General features: G+C 48.0%; 12 protein-coding genes. 11 read left to right on the top strand and 1 reads right to left on the bottom strand.

Going from position 1 to position 13,981, the window contains the following annotated elements; genetic code table 11:
* Nucleotides 1-13: 13 nt before the first annotated feature.
* The gene (locus tag G614_RS0103930) at nucleotides 14-2,107 is read right to left on the bottom strand and encodes a chemotaxis protein CheA (RefSeq protein WP_027640890.1); all 2,094 of its coding nucleotides are present in this window, start codon (nucleotides 2,105-2,107) and stop codon (nucleotides 14-16) included.
* 168 nt (nucleotides 2,108-2,275) lie between these two features.
* Between G614_RS0103930 and G614_RS26730 the strand changes: the two genes are divergently transcribed.
* The 11 genes from G614_RS26730 (at nucleotide 2,276) to G614_RS29210 (ending at nucleotide 13,975) form a co-directional block, all read left to right on the top strand.
* The gene (locus tag G614_RS26730; RefSeq protein WP_044917394.1) at nucleotides 2,276-3,094 is read left to right on the top strand and encodes a hypothetical protein; all 819 of its coding nucleotides are present in this window, start codon (nucleotides 2,276-2,278) and stop codon (nucleotides 3,092-3,094) included.
* Between the two features lie 70 nt (nucleotides 3,095-3,164).
* The gene (locus tag G614_RS0103940; protein ID WP_027640891.1) at nucleotides 3,165-4,910 is read left to right on the top strand and encodes a methyl-accepting chemotaxis protein; all 1,746 of its coding nucleotides are present in this window, start codon (nucleotides 3,165-3,167) and stop codon (nucleotides 4,908-4,910) included.
* Nucleotides 4,911-5,128: 218 nt separating this feature from the next.
* Entirely contained in the window at nucleotides 5,129-6,001 is an 873-nt protein-coding gene (locus G614_RS26735) for a tyrosine-type recombinase/integrase (RefSeq protein WP_044917395.1), read from the top strand.
* A gap of 587 nt (nucleotides 6,002-6,588) precedes the next feature.
* Nucleotides 6,589-6,984 carry a flagellar basal body rod protein FlgB gene (gene flgB / locus G614_RS0103950; RefSeq protein WP_027640892.1) on the top strand — a complete coding sequence of 132 codons (396 nt, stop codon included), beginning with the start codon at nucleotides 6,589-6,591 and terminating at the stop codon, nucleotides 6,982-6,984.
* A 43-nt stretch (nucleotides 6,985-7,027) separates the two neighbouring features.
* On the top strand, nucleotides 7,028-7,357 hold the full coding sequence (gene fliE / locus G614_RS0103955; protein WP_080664468.1) for a flagellar hook-basal body complex protein FliE: 330 nt from the start codon (nucleotides 7,028-7,030) through the stop codon (nucleotides 7,355-7,357).
* Between the two features lie 34 nt (nucleotides 7,358-7,391).
* Nucleotides 7,392-9,119 (top strand): flagellar M-ring protein FliF C-terminal domain-containing protein, encoded by a 1,728-nt coding sequence (locus G614_RS0103960; RefSeq protein WP_027640894.1) that lies wholly within the window; start codon nucleotides 7,392-7,394, stop codon nucleotides 9,117-9,119.
* Nucleotides 9,079-10,131, top strand: a complete 1,053-nt coding sequence (fliG, locus tag G614_RS0103965; RefSeq protein WP_027640895.1) for a flagellar motor switch protein FliG — start codon at nucleotides 9,079-9,081, stop codon at nucleotides 10,129-10,131. Before G614_RS0103960 ends, fliG begins: the two co-directional genes overlap by 41 nt.
* Entirely contained in the window at nucleotides 10,112-10,942 is an 831-nt protein-coding gene (locus G614_RS0103970) for a FliH/SctL family protein (protein WP_027640896.1), read from the top strand. Before fliG ends, G614_RS0103970 begins: the two co-directional genes overlap by 20 nt.
* 8 nt (nucleotides 10,943-10,950) lie before the next feature.
* The gene (locus G614_RS0103975) at nucleotides 10,951-12,252 is read left to right on the top strand and encodes a FliI/YscN family ATPase (protein ID WP_027640897.1); all 1,302 of its coding nucleotides are present in this window, start codon (nucleotides 10,951-10,953) and stop codon (nucleotides 12,250-12,252) included.
* 11 nt (nucleotides 12,253-12,263) lie between these two features.
* Nucleotides 12,264-12,722, top strand: a complete 459-nt coding sequence (locus G614_RS0103980) for a flagellar export protein FliJ (protein WP_027640898.1) — start codon at nucleotides 12,264-12,266, stop codon at nucleotides 12,720-12,722.
* 59 nt (nucleotides 12,723-12,781) lie between these two features.
* Nucleotides 12,782-13,975: a flagellar hook-length control protein FliK gene (locus tag G614_RS29210; RefSeq protein ID WP_027640899.1), complete on the top strand. Its 1,194-nt coding sequence runs from the start codon at nucleotides 12,782-12,784 to the stop codon at nucleotides 13,973-13,975.
* Nucleotides 13,976-13,981: the final 6 nt, after the last annotated feature.

Genomic DNA, 13,981 nt, shown 5'->3' on the forward strand with positions numbered 1-13,981 from the left:
AAACCTCCCTCAATTACATATTTTTAATAGCGGCAGCGTACAGGCCGAGAATATCCAGGATGATGCTGATATTCCCATCCCCAAGAATGGTGCATCCGCTTATACCATAATTTTTGAGTTCAAACGTGTTTAAATATGCGGGAAGAGGTTTTACCACAACCTGCTGTTCTCCTATAAGGCTGTCAACCAGCAGGCAGTAGGAACAGTCGCTGGCTTCCACCCATATCAGTATTCCATCCTTAATATTGGGAGCATTGGTATCCATGTGGAAAAATTGATGAAGCCGGATGATGGGGTAAAAGCTGCCCAGGCAGTCTACGATTTCATTGCCGTATTCATCATGAATCACCTGTTCCTCCGTTACCTTAAAGGATTGGCGGATGTTGGAAACAGGGATGGTAAAAATCGAATCTCCAACCGTTATCTTCATGCCGTCCACAATTGCCAGCGTAAGGGGGATCTTCATGCTGATCGTGGTGCCTAAACCTGCTTCACTGGAAATGGAAATAGTCCCCCCCACTGATTCCACGTTCTTTTTAACAACATCCATTCCCACGCCGCGGCCGGAATATTCCGTTACAGCCTGGTTGGTTGAGAATCCGGGCAGCATAATAAGCCCCAAGGCTTCTTTTTGGCTGTACTCGCTCTCGGGTTTTGTAAGAAGCCCCTTTTCAGCCGCTTTTGCAAGGAGTTTTTGGGCGTTCATTCCATAGCCGTCGTCAGATACAGAGATCACTACCTCGCTGCTGGTGTGGGAAGCGCTGAGAATGATCTCTCCCTGGGCTGCTTTGCCGGCCTCGATCCGTTCCTCCTGCGTTTCCTCAATGCCATGGTCCATGCTGTTGCGGACAATATGCATAATGGGATCCTGTATGCTGTCAACGATTGTCTTGTCCACTTCCGTATCCTCACCTATAATGGTAAGACGCACATCTTTTCCCAGCTTTTGCTTCATGTCCCGGACAATGCGGTTCATCTTCTGGAATACCCCTGATATGGGCACCATGCGCAGCGACATGGAAATGTCCTGAAGGTCATGGGTGAGTTTGCGCAGCTGCCGCGCGGATTTCATAAAGTTGTCAAAGCTTTCTTTGGGCAGAAGGTTCAGCTCCGGAGAGGAGGTGACCATGGATTCCGTAATAACGATTTCGCCCACAATATCATTAAGGCTGTTTAACTTCATCAGATTGACGCTGATCAGGCTCTGCTTTACCGGCGAATGGCTGGGCGCGGAGGCGGAAGGACCAGCGGCTGCCGGCTTTGCGGCGGGGAGGGAGACATTGTCCGCCGCCGGGGAATCCTGGGTTTTAGCAGGAACGTCCCTGTCCTGAGTATGGTCCGGGGAATCCAGCAGTTCGTAGGACCGTATGTAATTCTGTGATTTTATAATGCCCTCTGCCTGGGCGGCGGCTTCATGGCTTTCAAAGGACAGGAAGAAACCGTTGTCAATAAGGTCCTGGCAGACGGAAGGGTTGCTCTCCATATCCGCCGGATAATATCTGAAATCCAATCCGCATTCTTTGAGGGCATTGACGATAATATAAGCCCGGAGGTTTTCCATCCCTATCCCTTCCTCCAGGAAAATATGGAAAAAGCAGACCGCTTTGGGGTCCTGGGGCAGGGCAGGCGCATCCGCCCTGGCTTTTGGACCCACAGAAGCCTCCTGGGCTTCTGGTTCCATGGAACTGTTTTCTTCAGCACTGATTTTTTTGAGAAATTCATTGATCTCAGATGAGAATGAGTCAATGTTATCAGAGAGCGGAGTACCGCTTTCCACCTTTCCTACCTCACTCCTTAAATAGTCCTCTGATTTGAACATCAGGTCAAACAGTTCCCTTTTGTGCTCCGGGCTCAGGGACTCGATTCCTTTATCGCGGATGTAGAAGAACAAATCCTCAATATGATGAGCGATTGTAGAAAGGGAATTAAATTCCATCATGGCAGAGGAGCCTTTGATGGTATGCATGATCCGGAAAATTTCATTCACATCATCAGGGGAAAAGTCCCCTTCTTTTTCATCCTTTACCAGCATTTCATCCAGCTGATCCAACAGAGAATTGGATTCATACAGATAGGTATCAAGAATATTATCCATGCCGTTATCCATTGTGTTCCCACCACTTTCGTTAAATATAGTTGAAAATCATAAAGCTTTATTTATTTATCGGCAAAAAACAGAAAAGAATAAGAAAAAAATATGGGAATTAAAATAATAGTTATGGATTGTGGAAAAGTGCCGATATAAATAAAAACAGCGAGGAAAGGCGGCAGTAACATGCGGGAGCAATTGAGACAGAAGATGCGGGAAATGGTTGCCACCCTTGGAAAAGGGGAAGCGCTACTGGATTCCGGGGTAAAGAAAAAAGATACGGACATGCTGGAACAGCTGCTTGAGGATATGCAGAATTCAGCGATTGCCATTGGAAAGATCATTGAACAGGAAGAGGGATACGGAACAAAGACCGTGGCAATGCTGGAGGAATACTGCGAGCTGCTCTATGAGTACCTGACGGAGCAGGAACCCAGGGCACGCTTCAAAATAGGAAGAGCGCTGGCCGGAAAGCGGGGAGAAATCAGCAAATACCTGGAAACGGAATTTGAGGGCACCCTGGTGGCTGTGTTTCTGGTTGGCAGCCGGGAGGGATGGCATCTTATGGAACCCTTCTGGGACAGCTTCCGGGACAAAGGGCAGCGCCGTCTTTATCGTGTATCAGACACATGCCCTGATGTCTTTGGCGGGGTAAAAGCAGAGGCCTTTGAGCTGTACCATATGGCCGGAGAACGTCCGGATTTTGTGTTCCTGGACGGACCGGGGGGAAAAGCGGCCTGTGAGTTCGGGCCGGTCAGGGAAAACGCGGAGATTGTAATCTACCTTCCCCACTGGGAAGGAGGCGCAGAGCCAAAAAAAGAAGACTGTATAAGCCCCGCGTCCCTGCAGTCAGATATTCTTGTGGTTCCGTCAAAACAGGCAGGGTATCTTTACAGCCAATACATAAGCCCGCTGGAAAATGGAAATGAACTGGCGCGCAGGATTTATGTGGCCGGCGCGGCGGACAGCGCCAGGCTGATGAAAAAATGTAAAAGTTTTTCTTAACTTTTTCCATTTTTTGACGACATATAAAATAAAGTGTTTTCTATAAATCATAAGATAAAGGAGAGCCATTATGTTTGAAAAGATGAAACTGAAATCTTATTTGTTAGCAGTATTTTCCGCCATTATTTTCCTGGGAGGCATCCTTACGGCTGTTTCTGTGTTCGGAATGGGGAAAATCGAAAGCAGCACCAATAAACTGCTGGACAATATAATTGCCGCGGATACTGCCATGGAGGACAGCAGGATTTATGTGAACGTTGCAGCCCGGGACCTGCGGGAGATGATGCTGACGGAAGAAAGGGCCTCGGAGGAAAACCTGAAATCTGAGATTAACGCAAGCCTGGCGGCTGCCAGGGAGAAGATAACCCAGTTTAAAAGCGTTCACGGAGAGCGGGACGGGCTGGCGGCAGAGTATGAGGCTGCGTTTAACCAGTGGGTTGATATTGCCAACAGGGCGGTTTCGGAAATAGAAAGGGGCAATAAGGAACAGGCAAAGCAGATTATATTGAATGAATGCTCTCCGGTTCTCAGCAGTCTCTCTTCCATCGCTCAGAGAATCAACGCAGCCACAACCCAGGAAAGGAATGAAAGTGAAAAAGCATCTCTGCAGGAAATTACAATCTTCAGGTGGCTGTGCATTTTCACATTCCTTATCGTACTGGTGGGAAGCCTTTTCCTTGCAATTGTCACAACCAGAAAGATTACCGGTATTGTGAAGAAGGTGGAGGAAGTGGTGATCGGGCTTTCCAAGGGAGATTTGAAAAGTACAATTGATTACCAGGCAAACAATGAATTCGGCAGCCTGGTGGAGCGCATGAATTTTTCCTTCAAAGAGCTTCTGAAGTATGTGGAAACCATAGACTATGTAATGGGAGAATACGCAAAGGGCAATTTTGCCTGCGCCACGGATGTGGAATTCCTGGGGGATTTCAAGAATATAAAAATTTCGGTCAGGAATTTCCGCTCAAAGATAAGCGATGTGTTAAGCGAGCTGCATGCTGCTTCTGAACAGGTGAATGTGGGTGCCGGCCAGGTTGCCAGCGGGGCGCAGGCCCTGGCCCAGGGAGCCACCGAGCAGGCCGGAAGCGTGGAAGACTTGTCCGACAGGATTAACGAAATTTCCGAACAGATTTCAAAAAGCGCTGAATACGCCCAGAATGCCAATGTGGTGGGGCATAAAGCCAGCGAGGTTGTAAACAGAAGCCGTGATGAAATGAAACAGATGCTTGGCGCCATAAAAGATATTGCTGTTGCTTCAGAGGATATTCAAAAAATCATTAAGGTGATTGACGATATTGCATTCCAAACCAATATTTTGGCATTAAACGCAGCTGTGGAAGCAGCGCGGGCAGGAAATGCAGGCAAGGGTTTTGCTGTTGTTGCAGATGAGGTGCGCAACCTGGCGCAGAAGTCCGCGGACGCGGCAAAGAATACCACAGAGCTGATTGGAAGATCCCTGCAGCATGTAAAAAATGGAGAGGAGCTGGCAGCTAACACAGACGCGGCATTTGATGAAATGGCTGAGCAGACAACACAAATACTGGATATGGTAGAAAAAATCGCGGATTCCTCCCAGCAGCAGGCTGACGCTATCGCAAACATCTCCCAGGGCGTTAAGCAGATATCTTCAGTGGTACAGATGAATTCCGCCACATCTGAAGAAAGCGCTGCGGCAAGCGAGGAGCTGAGCGGGCAGGCCAATGTTATGAAGTCCCTTTTAAGCCAGTTCCGGATATCAGAGGACACAGGATATAAAAGTGAACCGTACACATCGGAAAAGAGAAGGGAAACACGGGAGGACATGAGCAAATACTAAGATTTCCATGATGAAGCGGGAAAAGTTTTGCCGAAGCGTAATAAATTACGCTCCGGCATTTTGCGCGAAAATGCCGGAATTCCCGGCAGCCGTCCAGTTAAAGCTGTATCCATCCTTTTACTTAAACTGGAAATCAGGTTTACTTCCATTATTGGGTATACTATAATAAAAAGATAACCTAATAACAAAGCTGATCACAGTACGAGGAGGAAAACAACATGGAAGATCAGAAACTGGAACAGTTTGCCGCTTGGCTGCGTGACAGGGAGCGCAGTAAGAATACGGTGGAAAAATACGTAAGAGACGCCAGACGTTTCCTTGAATTTGCGGGAACAGATAACTGGGGACGGGAACAGGTGCTTCTGTACAAGGGCTATCTGCAGAAAGAATATAAGATTACCAGCGTCAATTCCATGCTGGTAGCTTTAAACAGCTATCTGCTTTTTATTGGCAGGCCGGAGTGCTCCGTGAATATTTGCCGGGTGCAGAGATGCCTTTTTCGGGATGAATCCCGGGAACTTTCCTATCGGGATTATAAAAACCTGGTGAGAGCGGCCAATATGCAGAAAAAAATACAGCTGAGCTGTATACTGCAGACCATTGCTTCCACAGGAATCCGGGTCAGTGAACTGAAATATATCACCGTGGAAGCCTTGAAAGGCCAAATGGTGGAAATCGACTGTAAGGGAAAATACCGGTTTATCCCATTGCCTGCTGCCCTTGTGATTGTACTGAAAGACTATTGCCGCAAGAAAAAAATCAAAAAGGGCTGCATTTTTGTTACAGACAAGGGAGAGCCGATGGACAGGAGAAATATCTGGGCAGGGATGAAAGAATTATGCGGTGCGGCCCAGGTAGCGGAAACAAAGGTATTTCCTCATAATCTGCGTCACCTGTTTGCGCGCTGTTACTACGAGCAGAAAAAAGATCTGGTCCGGCTGGCTGATTTCCTGGGACACAGCAGTGTGGAAACAACCAGGCGTTATACCATGGTCAGCAGCAAAGAGGCCTACCAGAAGCAATTGGAACTGGGACTTGTGCTTGATGATAAGAGTGAAAACCCTCAAGAAAAAATCAGCATTATGACATAATGTGGATTATGTCTTAAAAAAACAAGATAGAAAAACTACATACTGTAATTAATGTTTCAAATTATGCAGACAACAGAACAACTCATACATCCAGTGGCTTCTGCCACATCTTAAAGTATGGGAATCCCCATACTTTTTCCTCGGTTTTTTTTAGTTGCTGCTGTGTTTTTTACAGCACGATTTTATTTGGTTCCATGAGACGGCACGGTGCAACTGATACCATGATATGACAATTATCTTAAGATTGCAACCCAAAATTTTCAAAATCCCTAAAATTTGTTAAAAGTAATAAAATAATAATAATTTATGCATAGAAATTCGACAGGAAATTATTTAATCCGGCTATAGTTTATGACATAATCCACATTATGTCGTAACTAAGGTGGATTTTTTATTGAGGCTTAAAATATTGATTGTGAAAAATGCGCATACCAGGTGCTTATATAAATATATTTTTTTGTACGGTTTTACGATAGACATCAGTCAGTACTTTTTAAAATGAGATTGTTAATGGCGGTTTCATAACCATAAGGCCTGATTGTTGCTATATATAAATGTCGAAATTTGAAATATAAAGGAGTGGTAATGTGTCGGGAATGTATGGAAATGGAATAGGGCTTACAGAAAAGGTTCTGGACTATTTATGGGGGAGACAGAACATAACTTTAAATAATATTGTCAATGTGGATACCCCTGGTTTTAAAGCCCAGTATGTAACGTTTGAGGAAGAATTGGCAAAGAAGATCCAAAATGCCGGCGGCGCAGACGGGAGGAAGACCCAAAGCGCAATAGCGGAAGCAATCAGGTCAAGCAGGGCAGGCCTGCTCACAACCTGGAATGAAGCTACCCGTCTGGACGGCAATAATGTGGACATGGATCAGGAGCAGGTGGAGCTTGTGCGCACGGCCTACGAGTATCAGCAGGCGGCGAATTCAATCAACAGTGAATTAAACCGTCTGCGCACTGCGGCCAAAACCTTTTAAGCAGGCATTGATCATTAAATTCAATTAACAGGAGATACGGAAGATGGAATTATCAATGAAATTATCAGCAGAATTTATCAGGCCAATGGAGGAGTGGAATTCCGTGCCGGGTATAGGGTCTGCTGAAAACAAAGATGTTTTTGGGGAAAAGAAATCCCTTTTTCAGAACGTATTGGAAAACGCCGTGGAACAGGTGCGCATTACTCAGGAAGACGCGGAGAATAAAAAATATCTTTTGGCCACAGGGCAGTTGGACGATGTTCATTCCCTGCCTATTGCTGAGGCAAAAGCAGCCCTTTGCGTTGAGGTGCTGGTTGCTTTGAGGAATAAGGCAATGGAGTCTTATAACGAAATCATGAAAATGAGCGTATAGTTCAAACCAATAATGGCAGAAGGCTGGAAGGAAAATGCACACTCTAAAGGAAAACTGGCAGAAATTGTCGGATAAATCAAAGAAAATGTTAATGACAATCACTGGAGTAACGGCAGTGGTTGTTGTTTTGGCGGTTATAGCCCTTAAAATTGGCTGGCAGCCAGAATACAGCACCCTTTTTACAGGGCTGAATCAGGAGGAAGCCCAGGAGGTGGTGTCGCTTCTTCAAGAGGGAAATGTTGACTATCGGTTTAATGATAAGGAGGGTGCAATCCAGGTCCCCAAGGAAAATGTGGACCAGACAAGAGCGAGACTTTTAAGCCAGGGGTATCCCAAGAGCGGGTTTACCTATGATATGTATCGTGATAACGCAGGCCTGATGACAACAGAATCAGATAAAAAGCAGTATACGCTTTATGACTTGCAGGACCGGCTGGGTGCCCAGATTCGTTTGTTTGAGGGAGTGAGGGATGCGAAGGTAACGATTGCAGAGGCAGGTGAGCAGAAATACGCTATTTCTGACCAGACCGGCACGGACGCGTCTGCTTCCGTTGTGGTAACCATGGAGAGTGGAAAGGCCCTTACGCCGGATAAAGCGGCGGCCATAAAGAACCTGATCGCCCGCGCTGTAAAGGGGATGAATTTTACCAGCGTCTCTGTTTTTGACGCGGAAACCATGATGGAGATCGGGGATAACAGCGCGGATGAAAGCGGCCTGGGCGGCGCAAAGGATTTGACTGCCCTTACAAGCCTGATTGAAAACAATATCGGGGCAAATGTGCGGCGGGTACTGGAAAAGCTTTACGGCCAGGGAAATGTGGCTGTCTCAGTTAAGGGGACCCTGAACATGGAAAAACTGATCCAGGAAAATACACAGTATTCCACTCCGGATAAGATTGACGAGCAGGATAAAACCGGTCTGCTTCATAAAGAAGATGTTGTAAATGAAAATTCACTGGCAGCAGATGTGTCTGCCGGCGGTGTGGCAGGCGCGGATGCCAATGCGGATACGCCCAGATATACAAATAATGATAATACCCAGACTGTGGCGGACAACTATGCCAACAGCAGCGCCGCAAGGGAATGGCTGTATAACACAGTGAAGGAACAGCGCCAGGTAGAGCCGGGGGTGTTGGAAAATATCACGGTGGGCATTGTGATCAATACGGATGATATGTCTGTAAGCCGGAATGACCTTGTAAAGCTGGTTGCCAACTCCGCAGGCATTCCCCAGGATGCGGCGGAGCAGAACATCGCAATCGTGCGTGCGGCAGCGCCCGGCGCGGGCCAGTCTCCTGGTGCAGAAGCCCGGCAGGTGAGCGCCCAGCCGGATCAGGCATTGAATCTTCCGCTGCCAGTGGTGATTGCAATTATTTCGGGCATAGTGCTGCTTGTGCTGCTGGTTCTTTTACTTATACTCCGCAGCAGGGGCAGGAAGAAGGCAAAAGCCGGGGATGCGGACATGGACGGGCTGTTCGACCTTGTGGAAAATACAGAGGAGGAGTTTGTGGCCGGAGAATCGCCCGGAATAGCTGATGGGGCAGCTGCTGAAGCGGGGGTGGCCGCACAGGATGAGGAGATGCGCAGGAACGAAGAAATCATCAACCTTCGTATGCAGCATAGTATGAAGCTGAAACAGAATATCGGCGATTTTGTGGAGCAAAATCCGCAGATTGCCGCAAAATTAGTGCAGAGTTGGCTGAGAGGAGAGGTCGAGGACATTGGCAGAAAAGGCAGTGATACAAGAAGAAAAGAAAAGTGAGACAGATATCATTACTGATACCAGGCAAAAAGCTGCCATTGTGGTCGTGTCCCTGGGAGCGGACCGGGCTTCGCAGATTTACAAGTATCTCAGCGAGCAGGATATTGAGGATCTGACCTATGAAGTGGCGAAGATGGGAAAAACTTCCAACAGTCAGGTGGAAAATTCCCTGGATGAATTCTATAAACTGTGTCTGACACACAAGATGATGTCAGACGGAGGACTGGATTATGCCAGAAATGTACTTGAAAAGGCATTTGGAGAAACAGCAGCCAGAAGCCTTTTGGAAAAGGTTTCCAGAACCTTGCAGTCCAAACCCTTTAATTTCTTCATGAAAGGGGATCCGAAGGCGCTGCTGTCTTTGCTGCAGCATGAGCGTCCCCAGGTAATCGCCCTTATTATGGCTTATATGGATCCCAAGCAGGCTGCCCTGGTACTGGAGCAGCTTCCGGATAAAAAGCGGATCCCGATTTTGGAAAAAATGGCTAATATGGACAGGGTGTCCCCGGAGGCCATTGCCATTGTTGAGGAGGAGATGAAGCGTAAGTTTGCAACCATTATCACCAGCGAGGACAATATGAACCTTGGCGGAATCGACTTTGTGGCAGATGTTATGAACAATGTGGACAGAAGCAGTGAAAGACGTATTTTTGATGAGATGGATAAACATAATCCTGATCTGTCACAGAATATCAGGTCCAGGATGTTTGTATTTGAAAACATTCTGGATATGGATGACCGGTCCATTCAGCGTTTTGTCCGTGACTGCGATACAAAGGATATCGTGTATGCCCTTAAGAGCGCCCCGGATGAGATGAAGCAGGTATTCTTTTCCAATATGTCCAAGCGTATGGCTGAAACTGTAAAGGGAGATTTGGAGGTTACCACCAATGTAAGGCTTAAGGATGTTGAGGAGGCGCAGCAGCGCATTGTCAATATTATCCGAAGTCTGGAAGAAGCAGGAGAGGTCATTATAAAGAAGGGAGGAGAGGATGATAACATCATCGTTTAAAGGCATTGTAAAGCCGGGGGAGGCGAAGGTGGAAGCCTTTTCTTTTCCTGTCCAGCTGTCTTCTCCTGCAAAAAAATCAGTAAAGGAAAAGGGGCCAAAGGCAGAAGATGTACCTCTTCCCTGCCCGGAGTCGAGGGAGGAGGCGGATTACATGGCCCTTGGCGGGGCCGGAGGAATCATAGAGGGAGCAAAAGCGGACGCCCGGCAGATCATCATGGAAGCAAATGCACAGGCTGAAGATATCATTGCAAAAGCAAGGCAGACCGCAGACCGGATAAAAAAGGAATCCGCCTCCCAGGGGCGGGAGGAGGGATACAGGGAGGGATATGAGCAGGGGCGGAAAGAGAGCATGGAAAAAAGCGGCAGGTTGCTGAGAGAGCAGCAGGACGTGTTTCGCAGCAGCCTGGAGACCGCCCTCAGCGCCATTGATGCTGCCAAGGAAAGAAGCATTGAAAAATACCTTGATGAATTAAAAGACTGCTCTCTTGCCGTGGCGGAAAAAGTGATTTGCGTCAGTCTTAAATCCAGCGGCCATATCATCAAGAGAATGCTTGTCTCAGAAATAGAAAAACTGAAACGGACCGCATGGGTAAAGATATACATGGAGAAAAGCGATTACAACATGATGATGGAGGCGGACGCGGACGTTGTAAATGAATTGGCCAGGCTGTCGGACAATATCAAATTTATAGTCATGAATAAAGAAAGCAATGGAAGCTGCATCATTGAAATGCCGGAAGAAATCGTGGATATCAGTGTGGATACCCAGATGGATAATATAAGGGAATTGCTGGAAAATATCAAAGTTTAGGAGCGCTTATGTTTAAGAAAATCCCTCAGATGGTGGCCAAGGCGGAGGCTGTAAGCCACATTGGGAAAATTGAAAATGTGGTAGGGATGTCCATAGAAGCATCCGGCGGCCGGTCCGGCGTCGGAGATATTGTCATGATCTATAACGAAGAGCAGAACCGTCAGGTGCCGGCAGAAGTAGTGGGCTTTAAAGACGGGAAAGTCCAGCTTATGACCTATGAGCCCACCAGCGGGATAACCTCCGGAAGCTTTGTGCGCAACACAAGGCGCAGGCTTAAGGTGCCGGTGGGGAATTTCCTGCGGGGCAGGATCATCAATGCCCTGGGAGAACCCCTGGATGGAAAAGAGGAATTTCAGCCAACCCAGTTTTATACGGTTAACAGTTCCTATACAAATCCTTTAAGCCGGCCGCCGATCCGGGAACGCCTGGAGTTTGGAGTCAAGGCGATCGATGGACTTAATACCATTGGGAAAGGCCAGAGAATAGGGATTTTTGCAGGCTCAGGCGTGGGAAAAAGCACTTTGATGGGAATGATCGCTAAAAACGTAAAGGCTGACATTAATGTGATCGCGCTGGTGGGAGAGCGGGGGCGGGAGGTCCTGGAGTTTGTGCAAAAGGACTTGGGAGAAGAGGGAATGAACCGGTCGGTTTTAGTGGTTGCGACATCGGACCAGCCCGCCATGCTCAGAATGAAATGCCCCTTGGTCGCCACTACAATAGCGGAGTATTTCAGGGACCGGGGAAATGACGTGCTTTTGATGATGGACTCCCTTACCCGCTATGCCATGGCCCAGCGGGAAGTTGGGCTTGCCATTGGAGAACCGCCTATTGCCAGGGGCTATACGCCCTCTATCTATGCCGAGCTTCCAAAACTTTTGGAGCGGAGCGGGAATTTTAATCAGGGCTCCATAACAGGGGTATACACGGTGCTGGTGGAGGGCGATGATACAAACGAACCGATTTCCGACACGGTCCGGGGGATTCTGGACGGCCATATCGTGCTCAGCCGGCAGCTTGCAAGTGAGAACCATTTTCCTGCCATTGACATTGGAGCCAGTATTTCAAGATTAATGGTAGAAGTAGTTTCAAAGGAACACAGGATTTTGGCCTCCCGTTTCCGGAATATGATGGGGCTGTATCAGAAAAACGCAGATCTTATCTCAATCGGCGCATATAAAAAAGGGAGCAATGGAGCCTTAGACGAGGCGGTTTCTAAAATTGACCGCATGAACCAGTTCCTGGAGCAGGACATTGATGAAAGCTTTGAATACCATGAGATATTGGCATTAATGAAAGAAATTACCGGCTAGGAGACAATACCATGAAACAATTCCGGTTTGGCCTGGATACAGTCCTTGATTATAAAATGCAGACATTGGAACATTTAAAAACAGAACACGCTGCCATGAACAGAAAAGTCATCCGTCAGGAGGAAGAAGTGATCCGCGCCCACAGCAGCCTGAGCGGTTATGAAGATGCATTTGACCGGACAAAGGGGGCAGGGGCCTTAATTGAACATTACCGCTTGTATGATATGTGCATTGAACGGATGGGAAAAATCCTGGAGGAAGAAGAGAGAAGGCTTGAGGATTTAAGGGAAAAGGAAGAATGCAAAAAAAAGGAGGTTGTGGCGGCTAAGATAGACACCTCCAAATTTGAGAAGCTGAAGGACAGGCGCCAGACCGCGTATAATAAAGAGCTGATGAGAGCGGAAGAACGGTTTTCCGAGGAATTTGTAATCCGGAGCGTGGTGCTAAACCGCAGCCAGCACCGGGGATAAGGCTGATAATTGCAGCAACTGCTGTTGATTATAAAAATAATAATGAGGAGGAAACGCTTATGGCCAATGTTGAGATGGTGCGGATGATAAGGCAGGATAAGAAGCTGTCCAATCCATCAAAACCATCCGGAAAGAAAAATGCGGATTTTTCCCACATGCTCAGCGCAAAGGCTGCGGATGTGAGGGATGCCGGATCGCCGCGGCCGGATGGGAAAGTCCGGGAAAAGGAGGACGGCGGGAAAACAAAACCAAAGGAGGGGCCGGACGCTGATGATTTCCAGACACTGAAACTGCACCATGATTTTGCGGCAAGGTTTGAATGGGGTATGAGCCAGCCTGTTTTGGTGTGTGAAGAGCTGCTTTTGGAACAGGGCGAAGCAGTCCTGGATCTGGAATCTGTGAAGGCGCGGCAAAGCGGGATGGCGGAAGGAGAAAAAACGGCCAGGATATTTGCAGAAAGCCGGACAACCCCGGAGGAAGCTGCCGTCCATGGGAAAATGCTTCAGGCGGAACAGGAAATAAAGGAGTCAAAGACAATGGCTGATATGGGACTTCCCATGGATGGGACAAAAAAACTCCAAAAGGCCGGAGCAGGGCAGGATTCCAATGTTCTGCGGCAGGAAAAGGCCAGGGATTTGCAGGAAGGCATCAAACCACAGGCTGATGAACCGTCCCGCCAGGCAGGTGGAAAAATAACTGAGATTGCCTCGAAAAAGGAAGAAGCAGGCCGGCCGGGGCAGGCGAGCCTGGGAAGGGAGAATGAAGCGCCGGAACAAGCGCATTTTGCATCCGCGGCAAAAGGCAGTAAAGGGGCGGAGGGCGCCGTACATCAGGCGGCCGGACATGTTGAGACAGTCAGAACGACCCGGCAGGAACTTCCGGCAGATGTTGGAAAAACCATTGCCAACAGGATGCCGCAGAGAAATGGGGAAATGACCATTGAACTGGAACCGGCGAGCCTTGGCAGAATTATTGTCCGTGTGACCTACGACGCAGGCAGGGCATCGGTGGCGCTTATGTCCGCTAATCCCAGAACTCTTGAAATCCTGAGCCGGGATGCGGGCAGCATTGCAGGGATGATTGAGGAAAAAACCGGCCAGGAGACAGTTGTTTACATACCGCAGCAGGAAGCCTATCCTGAGGATTCCGGAAGGAAACGCGGGTCAGAGGGCCGGGAACAAAAACAGCAAAATGACAGAAAAAAACAGCAGTCTGAGTCTTTTATACAGCAGGTCAGGCTGGGGCTGGTCTGATAAGGA

Origin of the sequence: [Clostridium] clostridioforme AGR2157 (genome assembly GCF_000424325.1) — a bacterium.
GTDB classification, from domain to species: Bacteria; Bacillota; Clostridia; order Lachnospirales; family Lachnospiraceae; genus Enterocloster; species Enterocloster clostridioformis_A.